A 24317-nucleotide genomic window follows, 5' to 3' on the forward strand; every position below is an offset into this window, starting at 1 on the left:
CAAATTCAGCATCGATTTGCGCAACAGCACCGATGCAGGTGTGGACGCCATGGTCGATGAGATCAAAGCCGTGGCTCAAGAATTGCAAGACAGCACAGGTCTGTGCATTGAGCTGACGCTGGTGTCGAGTTACCCGGCGCAAGCCTTCCATGAGTCCTGTGTGCAGGCTGTATCTGCAGCCGCTGCTGAGCTGGGTTACAGCCAGATGCCTGTGGTCTCAGGCGCCGGGCACGATGCCATTTACACCGCCCGTCTGGCACCGAGTGGGATGATTTTCATCCCCTGCAAAGATGGCATCAGCCACAACGAAATTGAAGATGCAAAACCCGCCGATATCGCTGCAGGGTGTAATGTTTTGTTGCACGCCATGCTGGGTACAGCGGGAGTGGCGCAGATCGCTTGAATGGTCGTTGTCGACGCGAAGATCGTGAGCTAGGGTTGCCGATGAGCGGGCCGCCCTAGCCCAGAGATTCTTGGTGGTGCTTCCGAGGGCTTGGGTGGGCCCTGAATGTTTCATGGGTTAAGCTTTAGCAAGTCCTTCTTCAGGAGACACCATGAGCGACACATCGGCTTTCGGCTTCGGCAAATTCGTACCAGGGTTTGACTTTTTGCAAAACCTGTCCAAAACGGCGGCGCAGGCTGTGCCGGGTGCTCACGCTGGCGCCGTGCCCGGTATGGCCAGTTGGGTCGCGCCCACCTTGAGCGTGGAAGAAATTGACAAACGCATGCAGGAGCTCAAATCGGTGTTGTTTTGGTTGGAGCAAAATACCACCGCCCTCAAGGCCACCATCCAGGCCATGGAGGTGCAAAAGATGACGCTGTCCACCTTGCAGACCATGAATGTGAACATGGCTGATCTGGCCAAGGCTTTTACCGCCAAAGCACCTGCCGCCGAAACCCATGCTGCCACGCCACAAGCTGCACCCGAGCCGAAACCCGCGCAGCCTGAACCCGCGCAGCCTGAACCTTCGGCTTCTGGTGCATCTTCTGCCCAACCCGCCGTGGACCCGATGCAGTGGTGGGGTGCATTGACCCAACAGTTTCAAAACATTGCAGCCGCAGCCGTCAAAGACGTGGCTGCCGAGGCCATGAAAACGGGCATGACGCCCAAGGGCGCCAGCACGGCAGCGGGCCATCAAAAATCCCCTGTCGCTGCAAAAGCCAAGGCCAAAAAGGCCGCCAACGCCAACACCAAACCGGCTGTCAAATCGGCTCCCCGCAAGGCCGTTTCGAAGCGCAAAACACCATGAAGCTTTTTCCCTACGGTCACGCCACTCATCCGCAGTGGCGCATGGCTGCTGGTCTGGTGCTGGCCCAGTTGCAAGCCCAAATGAGCCTGCCCGATTACGCCAGCCAGCCCCGTTTGGGCTTGCTCTACATCACCGACCATTACGCGCCAGAGGCTCAAGCCCTGCTCGATCACCTGCGCCAGGCCTTGCCCGGCGTGCCCGATTGGGCAGGCACCGTGGGCATTGGTGTGGCCGTGAACAATGCCGAGTACTTTGACGAGCCCGCCATGGCGCTCATGCTGTGCGACCTGACACCCGAGCAATACCGGGTGTTTTCGGGTGTGTCGCCCTTGCTGGAAGGTTGGGCCGATGCGGCCTTGGTGCACGCCGACCCCAACACGCCTGACCTGGCCGAGTTGATCCAAGAGATGGCCGGTCGCACCCGCCAAGGTTATTTGTTTGGTGGCCTGAGTGCGAGCCGCACGCGCAGTGTGCAGTTTGCGGTGTGGGCTGAAGATGCTGGAGGCCAGGAGGTGCATGGCGGTGTGCTGGAAGGCGGTCTGAGCGGCGTGGCCTTCGCCCCTGATGTGGCTTTGTTGTCGCGCGTGACGCAAGGCTGTCAGCCGGTTGCTCCGGAGCGTGAAATCACCGAAGCCGAAGGCCATGTGGTGCTCAGGCTGGCGGGCGAGCCGGCCTTGGATGCGATGCTGAGCGACCTGAACATCAGTTTGAAAGAACCGCAAAAAGCCATAGCCGTGGTTCGATCAACTTTGGTGGGTTTGAGTGCGCCTGGGCAGTTCGGTGTGGGCCGCACGGGGAATTTGGGCAAGGACGTGCGGGTGCGCCACATCATTGGCTTGGACCCCATGCGCCAAGGTTTGGCGATTGCCGAGCACTTGGAGCCGGGCATGCGGCTGACCTTTTGCCGCCGCGACGTGCAAGCCGCTCGCGCCGACTTGGTCCGGGTGTGTGCCGAACTGCGCGAAGCACTGGAGCCCGAGATGCTGTCCATCGAGGCCATCAATGCCATGAGTGATGACCCGGTGCCCACTGTGCCTCAAGCGGGCCAACGGATCGCTGGCGCGGTGTACGTCAGCTGTACCGGGCGAGGCGGCCCCCACTTTGGTGGACCGAGTGCCGAGATGCAGATCGTTCGGCACGCTTTGGGTGATGTGCCACTGGTCGGGTTTTTTGCTGCGGGTGAAATAGCCCACCAGCAGCTGTATGGCTACACCGGGGTGTTGACGGTGTTCACCACCGATTGATCACACCCCGCGAGCGCGCTCGCTCTTGAACTGCGACCGGAACTGAGAGAACTGGCCTGCATCGAGTGATTCACGCACCTCACGCATCAGGTTCAGGTAATAGTGCAGGTTGTGGATGGTGGTCAACATGGGGCCGAGCATTTCACCGCAGCGGTCGAGGTGGTGCATGTAAGCGCGACTGAAGCCATCACGGCCACCTTGGTTCCAAGAGACACCGGACGTTCCCGCGCAGGCATGGCAGGTGCAGCTGGTGTCCAGCGGCTGTGGGTCGTGTTTGTGGCGGGCGTTGCGCAGTTTCAGGTCACCAAAGCGGGTGAACACCGTGCCATTGCGGGCGTTGCGGGTGGGCATCACGCAGTCGAACATGTCCACGCCATCGGCCACGCCTTGCACCAAATCTTCGGGCGTGCCCACGCCCATCAGGTAGCGCGGTTTGTGGGCCGGCAGGCGGTGCGGTGTGTGCGCCATGATCTGCAGCATGAGGTCTTTGGGCTCGCCCACGCTCACGCCACCGATGGCATAACCGGGGAAGTCCATTTCCACCAGTGCGTCGAGCGACTCTTGGCGCAGGTTCTCAAACATGCCGCCTTGCACAATGCCAAACAGGGCGTTGGGGTTTTCAAGGCGTGCGAACTCGTCTTTGGAGCGCACGGCCCAGCGGCGGCTCATCTCCATGGACTTGCGCGCTTCGGCCTCGGTGGTGAAATGCCCCTTGGTCTCGTAAGGCGTGCATTCGTCGAGTTGCATCACGATGTCCGAGTTCAGGATGGTCTGGATCTGCATGCTCACTTCGGGCGACATGAACAGCTTGTCGCCGTTCACGGGAGAAGCAAAGGTCACGCCCTCTTCGGTGATTTTGCGCATGTCGCCGAGGGACCAGACCTGAAATCCGCCCGAATCGGTCAGGATCGGTTTGTCCCACTTTTCAAACTGGTGCAGGCCACCAAAGCCTTGCATGATGTCCAGACCCGGGCGCATCCACAGGTGGAAGGTGTTGCCCAAAATGATCTGTGCGCCCATCTCGTGCAGGCTGCGCGGCATCACACCTTTGACCGTGCCGTACGTTCCGACCGGCATGAAGATGGGGGTTTGCACCACGCCATGGTTCAGGGTCAGTGTGCCGCGGCGGGCGTGGCTGGCGGGGTCGGTTTGGAGCAGGTCGAATTGGAGCATGGCTGGGATTGTAGGAGGGGGGTGCCGCATCAGGCCTGCGGCGATCGCGTCAGCAGCATCGCATCGCCATAGCTGAAAAACCGGTATTGGTGAGTGATCGCATGGCAGTAAAGCGACATGATGTGACCATGACCTGCAAAGGCGCTCACCAGCATCATGAGCGTGCTCTTGGGCAGGTGGAAGTTGGTGATCAGCCGGTCGACCACTTGGAACTCAAACCCGGGAGTGATGAAGATCTGCGTGTCGCCGCTGGCTTGGCCAAATTTGGCCCACGACTCCAGCGTGCGCACGGTGGTCGTGCCCACCGCCACCACCTGGCCGCCGCGTGCTTTGCAGGCCGCAATCGCCCGTTGCGTGGCTTCGGGCACCTCGTACCACTCGCTGTGCATGTGGTGTTCGGCGATGTTTTCCGTCTTGACCGGCTGGAAAGTGCCCGCACCGACATGCAGCGTGACGCTGGCGGTTTGCACGCCTTTCGCCTTCAAGGCACTGAGCACACCGTCGTCAAAATGCAGCGCCGCCGTGGGTGCAGCCACCGCACCGGGTGCCCGTGCGAACACGGTCTGGTAACGCCGGGCGTCTTCTTCGGTGTCGGCATGGTCGCCCGTGCCTGCAGGACGCTCAATATAAGGGGGCAGCGGCATCACCCCGTGCTTTTCCATCAGCGCATGGGGCTCATCGCTCAGCTGCAGGTGAAACAGTTGGCCATTTTTGTCGGGCCAGCGGCCCAGCAGCACGGCATCGAAACCCCCGTGGCGTGCGCCGCCTGCCAAATACATCTTGCCGCCTTGCAGGGGCTTTTTGCTGACCCGCATGTGGGCCACCACTTGGTGGTCGGGCAGCACGCGCTCGATCAGCAACTCCAGCTTGCCACCCGAAGCCTTCTCTCCAAAGATTCGGGCCTTGACCACCTTGGTGTCGTTGAACACCAGCAGGTCGCGCGCATTCAGCAGACCTGGCAGTTCATGAAAAATGCGGTCCACCACCGTGGCCGAAGAGCCGTCCAGCAAACGCGAGCCGCTGCGTTCGGCAGCAGGGTGTTGGGCAATCAGTTCGGGGGGGAGCTCAAAGTCGAAATCACTGAGCGTGAAGGCGCGGGGGGAGACAGAAGAGGCCATGGGGCTTGGGCTTGACAGGCCCAGACAAAACAAAGAAGACGAGATTCTGCCTGAATGAAGCGTTTATCCCGAGCGACTATGGGACGTGGCTCTCACGGCACAATCAGGGCATGCCTTCCAAGCCAGCACCCACGCCCGCCAAAACGCTGTCAGCCCCCCAAAAAGCGCTGATCAAGCTCGGCTTGAAGCGCGACATCGACTTGGCGCTGCACCTTCCGTTGCGCTACGAGGACGAGACCCGCATCGTCAAGCTGCGCGATGCGCGCGAGGGCGATACCGCCCAAATCGAGGCGACGGTGACAGCTTGCGAGATCACGATGCGACCTCGCCGCCAGTTGTTGGTGACCGTGGACGACGGATCGGACACCTGTGTGATGCGGTTTTTCAGTTTCTACCCTTCGCACCAGAAGGCGCTGGCGGTGGGCAACCGCATCCGGGCGCGGGGCGAGGTCAAGGGCGGCTTCATGGGGCTGACCATGATGCACCCGACTTTCAAAGCGGCGGGCGGCAATTTGGCCGAGGCGTTGACACCGGTGTACCCGACGGTGGCGGGCTTGGCCCAGGCCTATTTGCGCCGAGCCGTCATCACGGGCTTGAACCATGCCGACCTGAGCGAGACCATGCCTTCGGGCATCGCTTGGCCTGACCCGCGCGGTGCCTGGTCGCTGCGCGATGCTCTTCGGTTTTTGCACCACCCCACGCCCGATGTGTCGCTGGCCGCATTGGAGGACCGCAGCCATCCGGCCTGGATTCGCCTCAAATGCGAGGAATTGCTGGCGCAGCAGTTGTCGCAGCTCACAGCCAAGCGCGAGCGCGATTTGCTGCGTGCCCCGCCATTGAAGATGAAAGCTCAGGGTCTGTACGGCCAGTTGCTGGCCACTTTGCCCTTTGGACTGACGAACGCGCAGCAGCGTGTGGGCCAAGAAATTGCCAAAGACTTGGCGCGCTCTGTGCCAATGCACCGCTTGCTGCAAGGCGATGTGGGCGCGGGCAAAACCGTGGTGGCCGCGCTGGCGGCCATGGTGGCGGTGGATGCAAGGTGGCAATGCGCCTTGATGGCGCCAACCGAAATTTTGGCGACCCAGCACTTTGCCAAGCTGGTGGGCTGGCTGGAGCCTTTGGGCGTCAAGGTGGCTTGGCTGATCGGCAGTCAGAAAAAGAAAGAGCGCGCCGCCATGCTGGCGCTGATCGAGTCGGGTGAGGCCGCGTTGGTGGTGGGCACACACGCGGTGATTCAGGAGCACGTCAAGTTCAAAAACCTGGCGCTGGCCGTGATCGACGAGCAGCACCGCTTTGGTGTGGCGCAGCGCCTGGCCTTGCGGGGCAAGATGCAGGCCGATGGCATGGAGCCGCACATGCTCATGATGACGGCCACGCCGATCCCACGCACATTGGCCATGAGCTATTACGCTGATCTGGATGTGTCGGTGATCGACGAGCTGCCACCGGGGCGCACCCCCATCGTGACCCGTGTGGTGTCAGACCATCGCCGCCATGAGGTGGTCTCGCGCATTGGGGCGCAGTTGCAAGAAGGGCGGCAGGTTTACTGGGTGTGCCCGCTGATTGAAGAAAGCGAAGCGCTCGACCTGACCAACGCCACGCAAACCCATGCCGACCTGAGCGAAGCGCTGCCGGGCGTTATGGTGGGCTTGCTGCATTCGCGCATGCCGGTGGCCGAGAAGAAGGCGGTGATGGAGCTGTTCACCGCCGGGGTCATGGGCGTGTTGGTCAGCACCACGGTGATCGAGGTGGGGGTGGACGTGCCCAATGCCTCGTTGATGGTGATCGAGCATGCTGAACGTTTTGGCCTGTCTCAGCTGCATCAGCTGCGCGGTCGGGTGGGTCGGGGTGCGGCGGCTTCGGCCTGTGTGCTGCTGTATGGCACGCCCGAGGGTGGACGCCTGAGCGAGACCGCCCGTGAGCGTTTGCGTGCCATGGTGGAGACCAACGATGGGTTCGAGATCGCCAGGCGCGACTTGGAAATCCGGGGCCCCGGGGAGTTTTTGGGGGCACGCCAGTCGGGCGCCCCTTTGCTGCGCTTTGCCGATCTGGAGACCGATGGACATTGGCTGGACTGGGCGCGTGCCTTGGCTCCGCAGATGCTGGACCGGCACGCGGACTTGGCCGAGCGGCACATTGGCCGTTGGTTGGGCGGGAAATCCGAGTATCTGAAAGCTTGATGTTCAAATAAGGCCCATGACCCTGACCGAACTCAAATACATCGTGGCCGTGGCCCGCGAAAAGCACTTTGGCAAGGCCGCCGAGGCCTGCTTTGTGTCCCAGCCCACATTGTCGCTGGCCATCAAGAAGCTCGAAGAAGAGCTGCAAGTCAAACTTTTTGAGCGCAGCGCCAGCGAGGTGTCGGTGACCACTTTGGGTGAAGAGATCGTGCGCCAGGCGCAAAGTGTGCTGGAGCAGGCCGCCGAGATCAAGGAAATAGCCAAGCGCGGTAAAGATCCGCTGGCCGGCACCATGCGGCTGGGTGTGATTTACACGATCGGACCTTATTTGCTGCCCGATTTGGTGCGCCAGATCATCACCGACATCCCGCAGATGCCCTTGATGCTGCAAGAAAATTTCACGGTTCGATTGCTGGAAATGCTGCGCACGGGTGAACTGGACTGCGCCATCCTGGCCGAGCCCTTTCCAGAGTCGGGGCTTGCAGTTGCCCCTTTGTATGACGAGAGTTTCATGGCCGCACTGCCCTTGAACCACCCCTTGGCCAAAGAGACTTCGATCACCACCGAGCAACTGAAAAACGAGACCATGCTGTTGCTGGGCGCAGGTCACTGCTTTCGAGACCATGTGCTGGAGGTTTGCCCTGAATTCGCCCGTTATGCCAGCCAGACCGATGGCATCCGCAAGACGTTCGAAGGTTCATCGCTGGAAACCATCAAACACATGGTGGCCGCAGGCATGGGCGTGACTTTGGTGCCCCGCTTGTCGGTGCCCGAACTCAAGCCGGTGCACAAGCGCTCAGGCGGGCACCACGATTCCCCCGTGCGCTATTTGCCAATCGTTGACCCTGCAGGCGGCAAGCCCCCTACGCGGCGTGTGGTGCTGGCTTGGCGTCGCAGTTTTACCCGTTATGAAGCGATTGCCGCCGTGCGCAACGCCATTTATGCGTGCCCGCTTTCGGGTGTGACGCGCTTGTCGTGATGCCTTGCCGCATGCCATGACCGACAAACTCAAGCTTTACCTGGACCTGATCCGTTGGAATCGGCCTGCGGGGTGGCTGCTGCTGTTGTGGCCTTCTTTGGCTGCGTTGTGGGTGGCAGCGGACGGATTCCCCGGCTGGCATCTGGTGGCGGTCTTCACCTTGGGCACCATCTTGATGCGCAGCGCGGGGTGCTGTGTGAACGATGTGGCCGATCGCGACTTTGACAAACACGTCAAACGCACGGCCAACCGGCCTGTGACGAGCGGGCGGATGGGCGTGAAAGAAGCGCTGGCGGTGGGTGTTGTGCTGGCGCTGTGCGCTTTTGGCCTGGTGTTGACCACCAACATGGCCACGGTTCAGTGGTCGTTTGCAGCCTTGGCCGTGACGCTGCTGTACCCCTATGCCAAACGCCATGTGTCCATGCCTCAAGCTGTGTTGGGCGTGGCTTTCAGTTTTGGCATTCCGATGGCTTTTGCAGCCGTGCAAGGGCAAGTGCCGCTCTTGGCTTGGGGTTTGTTGGTGGGCAACCTGTTCTGGGTACTGGCCTACGACACCGAATACGCCATGGTGGACCGGGACGACGATTTGAAAATCGGCATGAAGACTTCTGCCATCACGCTGGGCCGCTGGGATGTGCTGGCCATTGCAGTCTTTTATGGGGCGTATTTGGCGATCTGGGCGTGGCTGCTGGACGCACCAGAACGCGGACAGTGGTTCATGTGGGGCTTGGCTGGGGCCGCAGCTCAAGGGGTCTGGCACATCTTGCTGATCAAAGACCGCAGCCGCGAGGGCTGCTTCAAGGCCTTTCGACTGAACCACTGGGTGGGGTTGAGCGTCTTTGTGGGCTTGGCCTTGTCTTACAGCTGAGTGCTGGCCCTTGGACGGGTGCCTCAGGCCTTGCCGAATTCATCGCCCAATTCTTTGGCGCGCACTTCGGCCGCTTGCATGGCTTTCACGAAAGAAGCTTTGACGCCCAATGCTTCCAAAGTTGTGATGGCTGCGTAGGTCGTGCCGCCCTTGGAGGTCACACGTTGGCGCAGCGCCTCTGCGCTCTCGCTCGAGGCCGCTGCCAAAGAAGATGCCCCTGAAAAAGTCGCCACAGCCAATTGATAGGCTTGCTCGGCGCTCAGGCCCATGCCGACGCCCGCCTCGGTCATGGCCTCCAGGAAAAAGAACACATAAGCTGGTCCCGAGCCGGACAACGCAGTCACTGCATCCAAATGGGACTCTTGCTGAAGCCAGAGAAATTGCCCAGTGGTGCCAATGACACGCTCGACCAGGGCTCGGTCTTCGGGGCTGATGGCAGGGCAGGGAAACATGCCGGTGATGCCTTGGCCTACCAAGGCGGGCGTGTTGGGCATGCAACGCACCACACGCTCCGTGCCTACCCAGCGGCAGATGCTGTCGGTCCGAATGCCTGCAGCAACGGACAAATGCAGCGCAGAGCGTGTGTGTTCCATCACCGGGATGGCGGCTTCCTTGAAAACTTGGGGTTTGACCGCCCAAACCACCATATCGGCGCGGGCCAAAGTGGGTCCAGCGAGCGAAAGCGCTGTGATGCCAAAGTCCGACAAGATTTTGGCGGCGGTGTCCGCAAACGGCTCTACCACCATGAGCTGCTCTGGTTTCATGCCTTGGCGAATCAATCCGCCGATGATGGCGCTGGCCATGTTGCCGCCGCCGATGAATGCCAAGGTGTGGTTGAAGGAGGACATATTAAGAAGCCAGGGCTGCAAATGAGAGAACAAGGAGGATTGTCTCTTTTTCGCGTGGCTTGAAGGTGTGCAAAGCCAAAACAGCCGCCTGCGTAGCCCTGATTGCATGGAAAACGCCCGGATATTTGCAAAAAATTCCAAAAGATGTTGCACACAAAGAGTTTTTCAGACATAATTGTGGGCTTCGCCTTGCAAAAGGTGTGGTTATCTGCCCAATCTGAAGCGCAGCGAGTGGTTCGCGGTGTGAATGACGGGTCCAAGACTGATTTCTGTGGGTTGGCTTCAGGCTGGCTTTCAAGAAATACAAGTTGGGAATAAATCAATGATCCAGACAGAATCTCGGTTGGATGTGGCCGACAACACCGGCGCCAAGTCCGTGCTGTGCATCAAGGTGCTCGGCGGGTCCAAGCGTCGCTATGCAAGTGTTGGCGACATCATCAAAGTGAGCATCAAAGAAGCCGCTCCTCGTGGTCGCGTCAAAAAAGGCGAGATCTACAGTGCTGTGGTGGTTCGTACAGCCAAAGGCATTCGCCGTGGCGATGGCTCCCTCATCAAATTCGATGGCAACGCAGCCGTGTTGCTCAACGCCAAGTTGGAGCCTATTGGCACCCGCATCTTCGGCCCCGTGACGCGTGAACTGCGTACCGAGAAGTTCATGAAGATCGTGTCCCTGGCTCCTGAAGTACTGTAAGGACGCGCCATGAACAAGATTCGCAAAGGCGACGAAGTCATCGTCATCACAGGTCGTGACAAGGGCAAGCGTGGCACTGTGTCACTGCGCGCCAGTGATTCGCACGTGTTGATCGAAGGTGTGAACCTCGTCAAAAAGCACGCCAAGCCAAACCCCATGAAGGGCACAACTGGCGGCATCATCGAAAAGGCCATGCCGATTCACCAATCCAACGTGGCGATTTTCAATGTCGCAACTGGCAAGGCTGATCGCGTGGGCATCAAGCTGCAAGCTGACGGAAAACGCGTTCGCGTTTACAAGTCGAGCGGCGAAGAAATCAAGGTGGCATGAGCATGGCACGTTTGCAACAACTCTTCCGCGAGAAAATCGCTGCTGAACTGACAACCAAATTTGGTTATACGTCACCCATGCAGGTTCCTCGCATCACCAAGATCACCTTGAACATGGGTGTGTCTGAGGCGGTCGCTGACAAAAAAGTCATGGACCACGCTGTGAGCGACTTGACCAAAATCGCGGGCCAAAAGCCTGTGGTGACCAAGGCCAAAAAAGCGATTGCTGGATTCAAGATCCGTGAACTCCAGCCGATTGGTTGCATGGTGACTTTGCGTGGAGTTCAGATGTATGAGTTCCTGGATCGTTTCGTGACCGTGGCTTTGCCGCGTGTTCGTGACTTCCGCGGCATCTCTGGTCGTGCGTTCGATGGCCGTGGTAACTACAACATCGGCGTTAAAGAGCAGATTATTTTCCCTGAGATTGAGTACGACAAGGTCGATGCTTTGCGCGGTCTCAACATCAGCATCACCACAACGGCCAAGACTGACGATGAGTGCAAAGCGCTCTTGACAGCTTTCCGCTTCCCCTTCAAGAACTGAGGTGTCACGTGGCTAAAGTAGCTTTGATCGAGCGCGAGCTCAAGCGTGAAAAATTGGCGGCAAAATTCGCGAAGAAATACGCAGAATTTAAGGCCATCGCCAACGATGCCAAGCGCAGTGATGAAGAGCGTGCAGCTGCCCGTTTGGGTCTGCAAAAGCTTCCGCGCAACGCCAACCCGACCCGTCAACGCAACCGCTGTGAAATCACCGGTCGCCCACGCGGTACGTTCCGTCAATTTGGTCTGGGTCGCGCCAAGATCCGTGAATTAGCCTTCGCAGGCAACATTCCGGGCGTGACCAAGGCCAGCTGGTAATCGGCAGGAGAGAACAACATGAGCATGAGTGATCCTATTGCCGATCTGTTGACCCGCATCCGTAACGCACAAATGGTGGCTAAAGCCGCTGTGATGGTGCCCTCTTCCAAAGTGAAGGTGGCCATCGCTCAAGTGCTGAAAGATGAAGGTTACATTGATGGCTTCCAAGTCAAAACCGAAGATGGCAAAGCCACCCTCGAAATTGCCCTGAAGTACTACGCTGGCCGTCCGGTCATTGAGCGTATTGAGCGCGTTAGCCGTCCTGGCCTGCGTGTGTACAAAGGCCGCGATGCTATCCCTCAAGTCCAAAACGGCTTGGGCGTGGCCATCGTCACTACACCCCAGGGTGTGATGACCGATCGCAAAGCACGTGCAGCCGGTGTCGGTGGCGAAGTGCTGTGCTACGTCGCATAAAGGGAGAAAAAGAATGTCCCGCGTAGGAAAAATGCCTGTGACCATCCCCGCTGGTGTGGATGTGTCGATCAAACAAGATCAAATCAGCGTGAAAGGTACCGGTGGTCAATTGGCCATCACAGCCAACATGCTGGTGACTGTGACCAATGACGGTGGCAAGCTGAGTTTTGCCCCGGCCAACGATTCACGCGAAGCCAATGCCATGAGCGGCACCATGCGACAGCTGGTGAACAACATGGTGACTGGCGTGACCAAGGGTTTCGAGAAGAAGCTGAATTTGGTTGGCGTGGGTTACAAAGCGGCGGCTTCTGGCGCCAAATTGAACCTGGCTGTTGGTTATTCACACCCCGTCAACATCGATATGCCTGCTGGCATCACGGTGGCAACTCCGACCGCGACTGAAATCGTGATCAAAGGTGCTGACCGTCAACGTGTTGGTCAAATTGCTGCTGAGATCCGTGCTGTTCGTCCACCTGAGCCCTACAAAGGCAAAGGCATCCGCTATTCGGATGAGAAGATCACGATCAAAGAGACTAAGAAGAAATAAGGAGCTGCATCATGTTGACCAAGAAAGAGCAGCGTCTGCGTCGTGCGCGCCAAACTCGTATTCGCATTGCACAGCAAGGTGTGGCCCGTCTGACGGTGAACCGTACCAACCTGCACATTTATGCCAGCGTTATCTCTGGCTGCGGTACCAAAGTGTTGGCCAGTGCCTCTACATCCGAAGCCGAAGTTCGTACGACCTTGGGCGTTGTTGGCAAAGGCGGCAATGCCGCAGCGGCCGCAGTGATTGGCAAGCGCATTGCTGAAAAAGCAATAGCCGCTGGCGTTGAGAAGGTCGCCTTCGACCGCGCAGGTTTCGCTTACCACGGTCGTGTCAAGGCTTTGGCCGAAGCAGCCCGTGAAGCGGGTCTGCAGTTCTAAACGGATCGGAGATACAAATGGCTAAATTTACAGCAAAACCGCAGAGTGACGGCCCTGAGGACGGTCTCCGCGAGAAAATGATCGCGGTCAATCGCGTTACCAAGGTGGTGAAGGGCGGCCGTATCCTCGGTTTCGCAGCATTGACCGTGGTCGGTGATGGCGACGGCAAGGTGGGCATGGGCAAGGGCAAATCAAAAGAAGTGCCAGCTGCAGTGCAAAAGGCGATGGAAGAAGCCCGTCGCAACTTGGCCAAAGTGCACTTGAAAAACGGAACAATTCACCATGCAGTTCACGGTCACCACGGCGCAGCCCGCGTCATGATGGCGCCAGCGCCAAAAGGTACCGGCATCATTGCAGGTGGACCTATGCGTGCCGTGTTCGAAGTGGTGGGTATCACTGACATTGTGGCCAAGAGCCATGGTTCATCCAACCCTTACAACATGGTTCGTGCCACATTGGACGCATTGTCCAACTGCACAACAGCTTCCAACGTGGCTGCCAAGCGCGGCAAGTCGGTTGAAGAATTGTTCGGCTGAACCGGAGATCGAACATGACAACGCAATCCACCGTCAAAGTCCAACTGGTTCGCAGCCCGATTGGCACCAAAGAGTCCCACCGCGCCACTGTGCGTGGTTTGGGCTTACGCAAGCTGAACTCTGTGAGCGAGTTGCAAGACACGCCTGCAGTGCGCGGCATGATCAACAAGATCAGCTATCTGGTCAAAGTTCTCTAAGAGGCCAATGATGGAACTCAACAGCATCAAGCCCGCAGAAGGCTCCAAGCATGCGCCACGTCGCGTGGGTCGTGGCATCGGCTCAGGTCTGGGTAAAACCGCTGGCCGTGGTCACAAAGGTCAAAAGTCACGCTCCGGTGGCTACCACAAGGTGGGTTTCGAAGGCGGTCAAATGCCTTTGCAGCGCCGTTTGCCTAAGCGTGGTTTCAAGTCGCATTTGCTGAAATACAACGCAGAAATCACACTGACAACCCTGTCTCGTTTGGACATGGCCGAAGTGGATGTGTTGGCTTTGAAGCAGGCGGGTCTGGTTTCGCAAATGGCCAAAGTGGTCAAAGTGATCAACACTGGTGAATTGACAAAAGCCGTCAAATTGACGGGCATTGGTGCGACTGCAGGTGCCAAGGTGGCCATTGAGGCCGCTGGTGGCTCTGTGGCCTGAATGTTCATAAGCGAGAAACTCAGTGGCAACCAGCGCTAATTCAACAGCTAAAGCAGACAAGTTCGGCGATTTGCGTCGCCGACTTCTGTTTCTGTTGCTGGCATTGGTGGTTTACCGTGTTGGTGCGCACATTCCTGTGCCGGGCATCGACCCTGAGCAACTCAAGCAGTTGTTCAACGGCCAGCAGGGCGGCATATTGAACTTGTTCAATATGTTTTCTGGTGGTGCACTGTCTCGGTTCACTGTGTTTGCTTTGGGCATCATGCCTTACATTTCTGCTTCCATCGTGATGCAGTTGTTGACGTATGTTTTGCCTACATTTGAACAATTGAAAAAAGAAGGTGAAGCTGGACGACGGAAAATTACCCAGTACACACGCTTCGGCGCCTTGGGTTTGGCTGTTTTTCAGTCTTTTGGCATCGCTGTTGCGCTGGAAGCCTCAGCAGGTTTGGTGATCAATCCAGGCTTGGGATTTCGGATGACAGCGGTTGTCAGTTTGACCGCTGGCTCTATGTTCCTGATGTGGTTGGGTGAGCAAATCACTGAACGCGGATTGGGCAATGGCATTTCGATTCTGATCTTTGCGGGAATTGCGGCAGGTTTGCCAAGTGCTTTGGGTGGCCTGTTTGAGTTGGTTAGAACCGGTGCCATGAACCCCTTGATCTCCATTTTGATCGTTGTGGTGGTGGCATTGGTTACCTACTTCGTGGTGTTTGTTGAACGTGGACAGCGAAAAATTCTGGTGAATTACGCTCGCAGACAAGTGGGCAACAAAGTGTATGGTGGGCAATCGTCACACTTGCCTTTGAAGTTGAACATGGCTGGTGTGATTCCACCGATTTTTGCATCTTCGATCATTTTGTTGCCTGCAACCCTCATCGGTTGGTTCAGTTCTGGATCTTCTGAAAGTGTTGTTGTTCGTTTCTTCAAAGATGTTGCGAATGCATTGGCACCAGGGCAACCTGTTTATGTGATGTTCTATGCGGCCGCCATCATTTTCTTCTGTTTTTTCTACACGGCCTTGGTTTTCAACAGCCGCGAAACCGCGGAAAACCTGAAGAAAAGCGGTGCCTTCATCCCGGGTATTCGTCCGGGTGATCAAACAGCTAAGTACATCGACAAGATTTTGCTCCGATTGACGGCTGTAGGTGCCGCATACATCACGTTCGTGTGTTTGCTGCCTGAATTTTTGATTCTGAAATACAATGTTCCGTTTTACTTTGGCGGCACATCATTGCTGATCATAGTCGTTGTGACCATGGATTTCATGGCGCAAGTCCAAAATTACTTGATGTCGCAACAATACGATTCGCTCTTGAAAAAGGCGAGCTTCAAGTCTTGAATGACTTGACTGAGGTTTGGTAAAGAACCTTGCACAAATTGTGTAAGGCTACATTTTTCACCTGGTCTGCGAAGTCTGGGTATCGATGAGTTTTAGGAGAGAACCATGAGAGTTTCTGCTTCGGTGAAAAAAATTTGCCGTAACTGCAAGGTCATTCGCCGTAAAGGCGTTGTTCGTGTGATCTGCACAGATCCACGTCACAAGCAGCGCCAAGGCTGATTGAATTAGTTTTAGAGGACGAAAATGGCACGTATCGCTGGCATCAACATTCCGCCGCACAAACACGCTGAAATTGGCTTGACCGCCATTTTTGGTATTGGACGCACCCGCGCTCGACAAATTTGTGAGGCTTCTGGCATCGCTTATTCTAAGAAGATCAAAGATCTGACGGACGCTGATCTGGAGAAAATTCGCGATCAAATCGCAGTTTTCACCATTGAAGGTGATCTGCGTCGCGAAACCACCATGAACATCAAGCGTTTGATGGACATCGGTTGCTATCGCGGGTTCCGTCACCGTCGTGGCTTGCCCATGCGTGGTCAGCGCACACGTACCAATGCACGCACTCGCAAGGGTCCGCGCAAAGGCGCTGCGGCTCTGAAGAAATAAGCAGGATTGAGAGACCACTATGGCAAAAGCACAATCAAACAGCGCATCACAACGTGTGCGCAAAAAAGTTCGTAAGAACATTGCTGATGGCATTGCGCACGTTCACGCGTCGTTCAACAACACCATCATCACCATCACCGATCGCCCAGGCAATGCATTGTCTTGGGCTTCATCGGGTGGCCAAGGCTTCAAGGGTTCGCGCAAATCGACACCTTTTGCAGCTCAGGTTGCTTCTGAAGTCGCAGGTCGTGCTGCGCAAGAACAAGGCATCAAAAACCTCGACGTCGAGATCAAGGGCCCCGGCCCAGGTCGCGAGTCATCGGTTCGTGCCCTGGGTGCATTGGGCATTCGCATCACATCGATTGCCGATGTGACACCGGTCCCGCACAACGGCTGCCGCCCACAAAAGCGTCGTCGTATCTAACTTAAACCAAGCCCACCGCCAGGCCATGCTTGCATCGCCTGGCTCCCGCATTTCTGATGCGGTAGTTGCATAAAGGAAAATCAAGTGGCACGCTACCTCGGCCCCAAGGCCAAACTTTCTCGCCGTGAAGGCACCGACCTGTTTTTGAAGAGTGCTCGTCGCTCCATCGCTGACAAGTCGAAATTTGACACCAAGCCCGGCCAACATGGTCGCACTTCGGGCCAACGCACTTCTGACTACGGCCTGCAGCTGCGTGAAAAGCAGAAAGTCAAACGCATGTATGGCGTTTTGGAAAAGCAGTTCCGCCGCTATTTTGCAGAAGCCGACCGCCGCAAAGGCAATACGGGCTCCAATTTGCTGGGCTTGTTGGAATGCCGTTTGGACAACGTGGTTTATCGCATGGGCTTTGGCTCTACGCGCGCTGAAGCACGCCAGATGGTTTCTCACAAAGCCATCACTGTGAACGGTCAATCCGTGAACATCCCCTCTTACTTGGTCAAGGCCGGAGATGTGGTGGCTGTTCGTGAGAAATCCAAAAAGCAAAACCGTGTGGTTGAAGCTTTGCAATTGGCTTTGCAAGTGGGCATGCCTGCCTGGGTTGAAGTCAACGCCGACAAGGCAGAAGGCACCTTCAAGAAGGTTCCTGACCGTGATGAATTCGCTGCAGATATCAACGAATCGTTGATCGTCGAACTGTACTCGCGTTAATTCTGAGTCGTTTCAATCGTTCCCGGGCTGCCTCACGAGGCTGCACCGGGTGCTTCATCAGCCTTACCGGTGTAACGGACCGGGGGTATTGAGAGGAAGTCTGAATGCAAACCAATCTGTTGAAACCCAAAGCTATTCAAGTCGAACAATTGGCCGCCAACCGTGCAAAAGTCACGTTGGAGCCTTTCGAGCGTGGCTATGGTCACACACTCGGCAATGCGCTGCGTCGCGTTTTGCTGTCGTCCATGGTGGGTTACTCCGCCACCGAGGTCACCATCGCCGGTGTTGTGCATGAGTACTCCTCCATTGATGGCGTGCAAGAGGATGTGGTGAACATCTTGTTGAACCTCAAAGGGGTGGTTTTTAAACTGCACAACCGTGACGAAGTGACTCTGAGTTTGCGCAAAGACGGCGAAGGCGCTGTGACTGCTGCAGACATCCAGACACCGCACGATGTGGAAATTGTCAACCCTGAGCATGTCATTGCCAATTTGTCACACGGTGGCAAGCTGGACATGCAAATCAAGGTTGAAAAAGGTCGCGGCTATGTGCCCGGCAGCATGCGTCGTTTTGCCGATGAGCCCACCAAGGCTTTGGGCCGCATCGTGTTGGACGCTTCGTTCTCGCCAGTCAAGCGCGTAAGTTATACCGTCGAAAGCGCTCGTGTTGAGCAGCGTACCGATTTGGACAAGCTGGTCATCGAGATTGAAACCAACGGTGCCATCACTGCTGAAGACGCTGTTCGTTCATCGGCCAAGATCTTGGTCGAGCAGTTGGCTGTGTTTGCGCAACTTGAAGGCAGCGAATTGTCTGCGTTCAACGAGCCCGCTCAGCGTGGTGGTGCGGGCAGTTTCGACCCCATTTTGTTGCGTCCAGTGGACGAGCTGGAATTGACGGTTCGTTCTGCCAACTGCCTCAAAGCAGAAAACATCTATTACATCGGCGACTTGATTCAACGTACCGAGAATGAGTTGCTCAAGACCCCGAATTTGGGTCGCAAATCACTCAACGAAATCAAAGAAGTTCTGGCATCGCGTGGCTTGACTTTGGGCATGAAGCTTGAAGCCTGGCCACCAGCAGGTCTGGAAAAACGGTAAATCGAAATTCCCGGAAAATTCGGGGTGTGCACGGGCAGTACCTGATACGGCTGCCTGTTTAATAAAGAAAGGTAAGCACCATGCGTCACGGACACGGCCTCCGCAAATTGAATCGCACCAGCGAGCACCGCCTCGCCATGTTGCGCAACATGATGAATTCGCTCATCGAGCACGAAGTCATCAAGACCACTTTGCCTAAGGCAAAAGAGTTGCGTCGCGTGATTGAGCCCATGATCACATTGGCCAAAGAAGACACCTTGTCGAACAAGCGTCTGGCTTTCAACCGCCTGCGTGACCGTGACAACGTCGTTAAATTGTTCGCCGACTTGGGCCCACGTTTTGCCAAGCGTCCTGGTGGTTACACACGCATCCTGAAAATGGGATACCGCGTGGGTGACAACGCACCCATGGCATTGGTTGAGTTGGTGGATCGTGCTGATTCTTCTGCCGAAACAGCAGCAGAGTAAGATACAATGTAAACATATCGCGGGGTGGAGCAGTCTGGTAGCTCGTTGGGCTCATAACCCAAAGGTCGTTGGTTCAAATCCGGCCCCCGCAACCAAGTTTTCAAGCGCTTTTGAAAATCAAAAAACCCTCTTCGGAGGGTTTTTTCGTTTCAACGGCCTGCGGGCTTATTTGTGGGGAGACGTTTCATCAGACCTTCAAGAGCATGTTCGGTAGTCGCCTGTCGGATGTGTGCGCGGTCACCTGAAAAGTGCTGGACTTCGGCGTGAACAGACCCCGAAATACACCACGCCAGCCAGACTGTGCCCACTGGCTTCTCAAAGCTCCCACCGCTGGGGCCTGCAACACCCGTTACCGCAATGGAGACTTCGGACGCCGAGCGGTACACCGCACCCAAGGCCATGGCCTTCGCCACAGGCGCACTGACTGCGCCATGATGGGCAATCAAGTCCTCCGGAACGCCCAGCATTTGAGTCTTGGACTGGTTCGAATAGGTCACAAATCCGCGTTCAAACCAAGTGCTGCTCCCGGCCAAGTCGGTGCAACGCGTGGCGATCATCCCGCCAGTACAACTCTCAGCGGTTGAAAGCATCCATCGGAGTTGAAGGAGACGTTCAGCCAGTTGTGAGGTGAGCTGTTTCAAAATGATCTCCAGATCGCGATGGTCAATAGCGTGCAAAAAGCGGCCACCACATCATCCCAAATGATCCCGAAGCCGCCACGCCAGCCGAACCCTTTGAACATTTGATCCGCCCAAGCCACAGGTCCAGGTTTGACAATATCAAAAAAACGAAACAACGCGAACGCGGCAATTTGCTCGCCAAAATGATTGGGCATGAGCAAATAAAAAATGAGCCACATGGCGAGCACTTCATCCCAAACAATGGATCCTGGGTCACTCACCCCCAAGTTTTGCGCAGTCACCGTGCAGGACCACCAACCCACCAAAAAGGCGACAACAATGAGCCCCGCTTGCACAGTCAAACTCAAATGTTGTTGAATCAACAGCCATGAAGCCCAGCCCCACAAACTGCCAACCGTGCCAGGTGATTTGGGGGAAAGGCCTGAACCAAAACCCAATGCGATGACATGCGCAGGGTGCGACAACATGAAGGCCGCATTGGGTTTGCGGGGGGGCTTCAATTCAGGTGAGTCTTGGCTGGCGTTCATCGTCAAGCGAAGTGGTCGAATGAGTTCAATGAAATGGCAACAGGCAGGCCATCCATTCCCAAAAGTTCCAAACGCCTTGAATCGGTGATGCGTCCAATGCGTGTGATGGAAGTCCCTGATTCTTTGGCGGCCCGTTGAACGTTCGCTGATGCAGAAGGTGAAGCGCTGAACACCAACTCGTAATCATCGCCGCCCGAAAGTGCACAGGTCATGGCCAAGTCTGGAGGACATGTCCAAAACGGGTGGGTTTGCATCAGTGCAGGCGCGAATGTGGTGTCAATTTCGGCCCCCACATGGCTGGCTTTGAGAATGTGTCCCAAATCGCCGATCAAACCATCGCTGATATCGGCCATGGCGGTGGCAATGCCACGAAGTGCTTGTCCAAGCGCAACGCGTGGTGTGGGCCGCTCCATGCGCAGCCTGGCCAGTTCAAATACATGTTGAGGCAATGACACGTTACCCCGAAACGCTTCAAGGGCCAAGCGGGCATCCCCCAAGTGACCACTGACATACAGGTCATCTCCCACTTGCGCGCCACTGCGCAAGATACTTTGACCTGTCGGTATGTCGCCCATGACCGTGATTGAAATGTTCAAGGGGCCTTGCGTGGTGTCTCCGCCGATCAGTTCGCAGCGATGCTGGTCTGCCAATTGAAACAAACCGGATGAAAATCCTGCCAACCAAGCCTCATCTGCCCGAGGCAAAGACAGCGACAACATAAAGGCTTGCGGGGTCGCGCCGCAAGCAGCAAGATCACTCAGGTTCACTGCCAGGGATTTGTGGCCCAGGTGGTGCGGGTTGACGGTCGACAGAAAGTGCCGACCTTCGACCAGCATGTCAGCTGAAAAAGCGAGTTGATGACCCGAGCGAGGTGTCCACACTGCGCAATCATCACCAATGCCCACATCCGCGCTCAAAGGAGGACGTTTAAAATAGCGTTCAATGAGGTCAAATTCACCCATGCCTTGAGCTTAACCGCAAGCAGCAAGAAGCTGTTCAGTGGAGTGTTCGACCCGACAAGCCGGAGGACGAAGACTCCAGGACAAAAGTACCAATGGGTGCATCGAAACGGTGCCCATCTTCAGCTACAAAAAAATAACTGCCCTGCATGGTGCCGCTGGGTGCACGAAGTCGGCAGCCACTGGTGTATTGAAAGGCCTCACCAGGGCGCAGCAATGGTTGCTGTCCCACCACGCCCAGCCCTTTGACTTCTTCGGTGTGACCCCGTTCGTCTTGAATGACCCAGTGACGGGAAATCAGTTGAACAGGTACGCTGCCCGTGTTGGTGACCGTGACCGTGTAGGCAAAAGCAAACACGTTTTGCAGTGGGTGGCTTTGGTCTACCACGTACTGGGGCGACACATCAATTTGAACGTTGTGGGCTGACATGCTCACATGTTAACTGCGACAATTCAGATATGACAACGACTTATCGCATTGCCCCTTCCATCCTCTCGGCTGATTTCGCACGATTGGGCGAAGAAGTTAAAAGCGTCATCGACGCTGGTGCTGATTGGATCCACTTTGACGTGATGGACAACCATTACGTGCCCAATCTCACCTTTGGGCCCATGGTTTGCAAAGCCCTCAAGCCGCATGCAAAAACGGCAATGGGTAGGGCCGTGCCGATTGATGTGCATTTGATGATCTCGCCTGTGGACGCATTGGCTGCTTCTTTTGCAGAAGCGGGGGCTGACCTCATCAGTTTTCACCCCGATGCGAGTGGGCATGTACACCGGAGCATTCAGGCGATCAAAAGCAAAGGCCTGAAGGCGGGGCTGGTCTTCAACCCGGCCAAACCACTCGATGTGCTGGAGTGGACGATTGACGAGATCGACTTGGTCTTGATCATGAGTGTCAACCCGGGTTTTGGTGGCCAAAGCTTCATTGACTCTGCACTGCGCAAGATCGAACAAGCGCGCAAGTGGATCGATGCCAGTGGCCGTGACATTCGATTGGAAGTCGATGGGGGTATCAAAACAGACAACATCCGCCGCGTGGCCAATGCAGGTGCTGACACTTTTGTGGCGGGCAGTGCCATTTTTGGCAAACCTGATTACAAAGCCGTGATTGAACAGATGCGCGTGGCTTTGGGTTAAGGGGGGGTTGCCATGCCAACAGCGCAGGACTTGTCGCAGATCGAGGCGGTCATCTTTGATCTGGACGGCACCCTGGTGCACACATTGGGTGACTTTCAGGTGGCTTTGCACCGCACCATGGCCGATTTGGATTTGCCGCCTGTTTCTAACGAACTGATCGAGCAAACGATCGGCAAAGGCTCTGAGCACCTGATACGCAGCCTGCTGGCGCATCAAATGGCCCGCCCTGAAGTCAAAGGCGTGGGGCAAGCTTGTGCGGCATGGACGGTGGAGGCCTTGTTTGACCGTGCTTGGCAGCGTTACCAACACCACTATTTGGCCATCAATGGGCAATTTGCCAACGTCTACCCTGGTGTCCTGGAGGTGCTGAATCATTTGGCAAAACAAGGCGTGCCAATGGCCTGCTTGACCAACAAACCACTGGCTTTTGCCCAAGCCTTGTTGAAAGACAAAGCCCTGACGTCATTTTTTGGCCCCGTTTTTGGTGGTGACAGTTTCGAGCGCAAAAAACCGGACCCTTTGCCGCTTTGGAAAACCTGTGAAGCCTTGGGCAGCGCCGTCGCGCGCACCTTGATGGTGGGCGATTCGAACAACGATGCCCAAGCGGCACATGCCGCCGGATGTCCGGTGGTGCTCGTGACCTATGGTTACAACCATGGCCAACCTGTGCAAGATACACCCGCGGCAGCTTGGTTGGACAACTTGGCAGATTTGCCTGAGCTCATGGGTGCGGTTTCACGCTGAGTCGGCCACGGTTGCATGAGTCGCCTCTTTCCGTCCCCTGTTCTTCTTTCAATGGTGCCCTAAGGCTTTGCTACACTTCTGCCCATATGTTCACCCAACATCACCTGTCCAGCGCATCCAGCGTGACGAGCCAATTCCTAGCGGAAGGCCGGGGAGCCTGGCCTTGGCGTCAGCCAGCCTAAACCCTTTCAATTGTGCGGCTTGCCCGCACCCGCGTCTGGCCTTTGCCGGGCAAATGGATGAATGAATAGCACCTCGCACGAGGTTGCTGAGCGCTTTGGAGGCCTGAGCCTGTGATCACCGAACTTGAATTCAAAAGCCTGTCCAGCCAAGGCTACAACCGTATTCCCCTCATGTTGGAGGCTTTTGCGGACCTGGAGACACCCCTTTCGCTTTATCTCAAACTGGCACACACCAAGGACAACGGCCAATACAGCTTTTTGCTCGAATCGGTGGTGGGTGGTGAGCGTTTTGGCCGATACAGCTTCATTGGTCTGCCCGCACGCACTTTGGTTCGAGCCAGCGGATTCGGCGCTCAGGCCAAGACCGAAGTGGTGCGCGACGGTGCGGTGGTTGAGACCGCAGCAGGTAACCCGCTGGATTTCATCGAACAATACCAAAAGCGTTTCAAGGTGGCCTTGCGCCCGGGTTTGCCGCGTTTTTGTGGTGGTTTGGCGGGTTATTTTGGTTACGATGCGGTCCGGTACATTGAGAAAAAACTCGAGAAATCCTGCCCATTCGACACCTTGGGGACGCCTGATATCTTGCTGCTGCAATGCGAAGAGTTGGCCGTGATCGACAACCTGTCGGGCAAGCTCTATCTGATTGTGTATGCCGATCCGGCCACGCCCGAGGCTTACGTAGTCGCGAAGAAGCGCCTGCGAGACCTCAAAGAGCAACTCAAATACTCGGTCAGCGCCCCGGTGGTCAAACCTACCCAACCTTACCCGGCTGAGCGGGACTTTGCCAAGGCCGATTACATCGCTGCCGTGGAAAAAGCCAAAGAGCTGATCGCGGGCGGCGACTTCATGCAAGTGCAGGTCGGCCAGCGCATCAAAAAACGCTACACCGAGAGCCCATTGTCCTTGTATCGGGCGCTGCGTTCGCTCAACCCCAGCCCTTACATGTATTTCTACAACTTCGGCGACTTCCATGTTGTCGGAGCCAGCCCAGAGATCTTGGTGCGACAAGAGCAGACCGAAGAGGGGGCCAAGGTCATCATCCGCCCTTTGGCGGGTACGCGCCCCCGTGGCGCGACACCCGAAAAGGACAAGGCCGCCGAGTTGGAACTGATCAACGACCCCAAGGAGCGTGCCGAGCATGTGATGCTGATCGACCTGGCCCGAAACGACATTGGCCGTATCGCCCAAATCGGATCGGTCAAGGTCACCGAGGCCTTTGTGGTGGAGCGCTACAGCCATGTCATGCACATCGTGAGCAATGTCGAAGGCCTGCTCAACGAAGGAATGAGCAACATGGACGTGCTCAAAGCCACCTTCCCTGCGGGTACCCTCACAGGGGCGCCCAAGGTGCATGCCATGGAGTTGATTGACCAGTTCGAGCCGGTCAAGCGCGGCATTTATGGCGGTGCTTGCGGCTACATCAGTTA

General features: G+C 56.6%; 33 protein-coding genes and 1 tRNA gene. 27 read left to right on the forward strand and 7 right to left on the reverse strand.

All coding sequences use genetic code 11. The annotated features are described in order from the left end of the window. From Q0O19_RS07380 to Q0O19_RS07390, 3 genes are all read left to right on the forward strand, one after another. Positions 1-403: M20/M25/M40 family metallo-hydrolase (locus Q0O19_RS07380; protein ID WP_295521411.1), on the forward strand; the 403-nt coding region annotated here is incomplete at its 5' end. Positions 404-554: 151 nt separating this feature from the next. Next, positions 555-1250: a PhaM family polyhydroxyalkanoate granule multifunctional regulatory protein gene (locus Q0O19_RS07385; RefSeq protein WP_295521413.1), complete on the forward strand. Its 696-nt coding sequence runs from the start codon at positions 555-557 to the stop codon at positions 1248-1250. Beyond that, the gene (locus Q0O19_RS07390; protein ID WP_295521415.1) at positions 1247-2494 is read left to right on the forward strand and encodes an FIST N-terminal domain-containing protein; all 1248 of its coding nucleotides are present in this window, start codon (positions 1247-1249) and stop codon (positions 2492-2494) included. Before Q0O19_RS07385 ends, Q0O19_RS07390 begins: the two co-directional genes overlap by 4 nt. Here the strand turns inward: Q0O19_RS07390 and tgt are convergent, their stop codons facing one another. After that, positions 2495-3667: a tRNA guanosine(34) transglycosylase Tgt gene (gene tgt / locus Q0O19_RS07395; RefSeq protein WP_295521417.1), complete on the reverse strand. Its 1173-nt coding sequence runs from the start codon at positions 3665-3667 to the stop codon at positions 2495-2497. It abuts the gene before it with no gap. 29 nt (positions 3668-3696) lie between these two features. Then, positions 3697-4785 carry a tRNA preQ1(34) S-adenosylmethionine ribosyltransferase-isomerase QueA gene (queA, locus tag Q0O19_RS07400; RefSeq protein WP_295521418.1) on the reverse strand — a complete coding sequence of 363 codons (1089 nt, stop codon included), beginning with the start codon at positions 4783-4785 and terminating at the stop codon, positions 3697-3699. Positions 4786-4895: 110 nt separating this feature from the next. Between queA and recG the strand changes: the two genes are divergently transcribed. The 3 genes from recG to ubiA are packed head-to-tail and all read left to right on the forward strand — an operon-like array spanning position 4896 to position 8812. Continuing rightward, a complete protein-coding gene (gene recG / locus Q0O19_RS07405) occupies positions 4896-6965 on the forward strand; it encodes an ATP-dependent DNA helicase RecG (RefSeq protein ID WP_295521420.1) in 2070 nt (689 codons plus the stop codon). A 16-nt stretch (positions 6966-6981) separates the two neighbouring features. Beyond that, entirely contained in the window at positions 6982-7944 is a 963-nt protein-coding gene (locus tag Q0O19_RS07410; protein ID WP_295521422.1) for a LysR substrate-binding domain-containing protein, read from the forward strand. Between the two features lie 16 nt (positions 7945-7960). Continuing rightward, the gene (gene ubiA / locus Q0O19_RS07415; protein WP_295521424.1) at positions 7961-8812 is read left to right on the forward strand and encodes a 4-hydroxybenzoate octaprenyltransferase; all 852 of its coding nucleotides are present in this window, start codon (positions 7961-7963) and stop codon (positions 8810-8812) included. Positions 8813-8835: 23 nt separating this feature from the next. On the opposite strand, the gene proC is transcribed toward ubiA, so the two are convergent. Then, positions 8836-9660, reverse strand: a complete 825-nt coding sequence (gene proC / locus Q0O19_RS07420) for a pyrroline-5-carboxylate reductase (protein WP_295521426.1) — start codon at positions 9658-9660, stop codon at positions 8836-8838. A gap of 322 nt (positions 9661-9982) precedes the next feature. Here proC and rplN point away from each other — a divergent pair, with 322 nt between their 5' ends. From rplN to Q0O19_RS07510, 18 genes are all read left to right on the forward strand, one after another. Then, positions 9983-10351 (forward strand): 50S ribosomal protein L14, encoded by a 369-nt coding sequence (rplN, locus tag Q0O19_RS07425; protein WP_019427444.1) that lies wholly within the window; start codon positions 9983-9985, stop codon positions 10349-10351. Positions 10352-10360: 9 nt separating this feature from the next. Continuing rightward, positions 10361-10681: a 50S ribosomal protein L24 gene (gene rplX / locus Q0O19_RS07430; protein WP_295521427.1), complete on the forward strand. Its 321-nt coding sequence runs from the start codon at positions 10361-10363 to the stop codon at positions 10679-10681. Positions 10682-10683: 2 nt separating this feature from the next. Further along, entirely contained in the window at positions 10684-11223 is a 540-nt protein-coding gene (rplE, locus tag Q0O19_RS07435; RefSeq protein ID WP_295521429.1) for a 50S ribosomal protein L5, read from the forward strand. Between the two features lie 8 nt (positions 11224-11231). Next, positions 11232-11537: a 30S ribosomal protein S14 gene (gene rpsN, locus Q0O19_RS07440; protein ID WP_295521431.1), complete on the forward strand. Its 306-nt coding sequence runs from the start codon at positions 11232-11234 to the stop codon at positions 11535-11537. Positions 11538-11555: 18 nt separating this feature from the next. Then, positions 11556-11951, forward strand: a complete 396-nt coding sequence (gene rpsH / locus Q0O19_RS07445) for a 30S ribosomal protein S8 (RefSeq protein WP_062407198.1) — start codon at positions 11556-11558, stop codon at positions 11949-11951. A 13-nt stretch (positions 11952-11964) separates the two neighbouring features. Then, on the forward strand, positions 11965-12498 hold the full coding sequence (gene rplF, locus Q0O19_RS07450; RefSeq protein ID WP_295521433.1) for a 50S ribosomal protein L6: 534 nt from the start codon (positions 11965-11967) through the stop codon (positions 12496-12498). An 11-nt stretch (positions 12499-12509) separates the two neighbouring features. Then, positions 12510-12875, forward strand: a complete 366-nt coding sequence (rplR, locus tag Q0O19_RS07455; protein WP_295521435.1) for a 50S ribosomal protein L18 — start codon at positions 12510-12512, stop codon at positions 12873-12875. A 17-nt stretch (positions 12876-12892) separates the two neighbouring features. After that, positions 12893-13411, forward strand: a complete 519-nt coding sequence (rpsE, locus tag Q0O19_RS07460) for a 30S ribosomal protein S5 (RefSeq protein WP_019429274.1) — start codon at positions 12893-12895, stop codon at positions 13409-13411. 14 nt (positions 13412-13425) lie between these two features. Continuing rightward, complete coding sequence (gene rpmD / locus Q0O19_RS07465) at positions 13426-13608, forward strand: 50S ribosomal protein L30 (RefSeq protein ID WP_089951917.1); 183 nt, start codon at positions 13426-13428, stop codon at positions 13606-13608. Positions 13609-13618: 10 nt separating this feature from the next. After that, on the forward strand, positions 13619-14050 hold the full coding sequence (rplO, locus tag Q0O19_RS07470; protein ID WP_295521437.1) for a 50S ribosomal protein L15: 432 nt from the start codon (positions 13619-13621) through the stop codon (positions 14048-14050). Positions 14051-14072: 22 nt separating this feature from the next. After that, the gene (gene secY, locus Q0O19_RS07475; protein WP_295521439.1) at positions 14073-15392 is read left to right on the forward strand and encodes a preprotein translocase subunit SecY; all 1320 of its coding nucleotides are present in this window, start codon (positions 14073-14075) and stop codon (positions 15390-15392) included. 105 nt (positions 15393-15497) lie between these two features. Then, positions 15498-15611: a 50S ribosomal protein L36 gene (gene rpmJ, locus Q0O19_RS07480; protein WP_028820150.1), complete on the forward strand. Its 114-nt coding sequence runs from the start codon at positions 15498-15500 to the stop codon at positions 15609-15611. Positions 15612-15635: 24 nt separating this feature from the next. Further along, positions 15636-16001, forward strand: coding sequence for a 30S ribosomal protein S13 (gene rpsM / locus Q0O19_RS07485; RefSeq protein ID WP_019429278.1), 366 nt, complete (start codon positions 15636-15638; stop codon positions 15999-16001). A gap of 19 nt (positions 16002-16020) precedes the next feature. Further along, the gene (gene rpsK / locus Q0O19_RS07490; RefSeq protein ID WP_295521442.1) at positions 16021-16425 is read left to right on the forward strand and encodes a 30S ribosomal protein S11; all 405 of its coding nucleotides are present in this window, start codon (positions 16021-16023) and stop codon (positions 16423-16425) included. Positions 16426-16509: 84 nt separating this feature from the next. Further along, positions 16510-17133: a 30S ribosomal protein S4 gene (gene rpsD / locus Q0O19_RS07495; protein WP_100174230.1), complete on the forward strand. Its 624-nt coding sequence runs from the start codon at positions 16510-16512 to the stop codon at positions 17131-17133. A 104-nt stretch (positions 17134-17237) separates the two neighbouring features. Then, on the forward strand, positions 17238-18230 hold the full coding sequence (rpoA, locus tag Q0O19_RS07500) for a DNA-directed RNA polymerase subunit alpha (RefSeq protein ID WP_100174231.1): 993 nt from the start codon (positions 17238-17240) through the stop codon (positions 18228-18230). Positions 18231-18310: 80 nt separating this feature from the next. Beyond that, positions 18311-18697 carry a 50S ribosomal protein L17 gene (rplQ, locus tag Q0O19_RS07505; protein WP_295521446.1) on the forward strand — a complete coding sequence of 129 codons (387 nt, stop codon included), beginning with the start codon at positions 18311-18313 and terminating at the stop codon, positions 18695-18697. Positions 18698-18715: 18 nt separating this feature from the next. Then, positions 18716-18792: transfer RNA gene (locus tag Q0O19_RS07510), tRNA-Met, on the forward strand. Positions 18793-18846: 54 nt separating this feature from the next. On the opposite strand, the gene Q0O19_RS07515 is transcribed toward Q0O19_RS07510, so the two are convergent. The 4 genes from Q0O19_RS07515 to apaG are packed head-to-tail and all read right to left on the reverse strand — an operon-like array spanning position 18847 to position 21254. Then, positions 18847-19374, reverse strand: a complete 528-nt coding sequence (locus Q0O19_RS07515) for a CinA family protein (protein WP_295521448.1) — start codon at positions 19372-19374, stop codon at positions 18847-18849. Beyond that, positions 19335-19865 (reverse strand): phosphatidylglycerophosphatase A, encoded by a 531-nt coding sequence (locus Q0O19_RS07520; RefSeq protein ID WP_295521450.1) that lies wholly within the window; start codon positions 19863-19865, stop codon positions 19335-19337. Before Q0O19_RS07520 ends, Q0O19_RS07515 begins: the two co-directional genes overlap by 40 nt. Positions 19866-19867: 2 nt before the next feature. Continuing rightward, positions 19868-20827, reverse strand: coding sequence for a thiamine-phosphate kinase (gene thiL / locus Q0O19_RS07525; RefSeq protein WP_295521452.1), 960 nt, complete (start codon positions 20825-20827; stop codon positions 19868-19870). Between the two features lie 34 nt (positions 20828-20861). After that, a complete protein-coding gene (gene apaG / locus Q0O19_RS07530; protein ID WP_295521454.1) occupies positions 20862-21254 on the reverse strand; it encodes a Co2+/Mg2+ efflux protein ApaG in 393 nt (130 codons plus the stop codon). Between the two features lie 29 nt (positions 21255-21283). On the opposite strand from apaG, the gene rpe reads away from it, so the two are divergent. The 3 genes from rpe to Q0O19_RS07545 form a co-directional block, all read left to right on the forward strand. Further along, entirely contained in the window at positions 21284-21964 is a 681-nt protein-coding gene (gene rpe, locus Q0O19_RS07535) for a ribulose-phosphate 3-epimerase (protein ID WP_295521456.1), read from the forward strand. 12 nt (positions 21965-21976) lie between these two features. Further along, the gene (gene gph, locus Q0O19_RS07540) at positions 21977-22708 is read left to right on the forward strand and encodes a phosphoglycolate phosphatase (RefSeq protein WP_295521458.1); all 732 of its coding nucleotides are present in this window, start codon (positions 21977-21979) and stop codon (positions 22706-22708) included. Between the two features lie 293 nt (positions 22709-23001). Beyond that, positions 23002-24317: chorismate-binding protein (locus Q0O19_RS07545; protein WP_295521460.1), on the forward strand; the 1316-nt coding region annotated here is incomplete at its 3' end.

Origin of the sequence: Limnohabitans sp. Rim8, assembly GCF_945869175.1 — a bacterium.
Lineage (GTDB): Bacteria > Pseudomonadota > Gammaproteobacteria > Burkholderiales > Burkholderiaceae_C > Limnohabitans_A.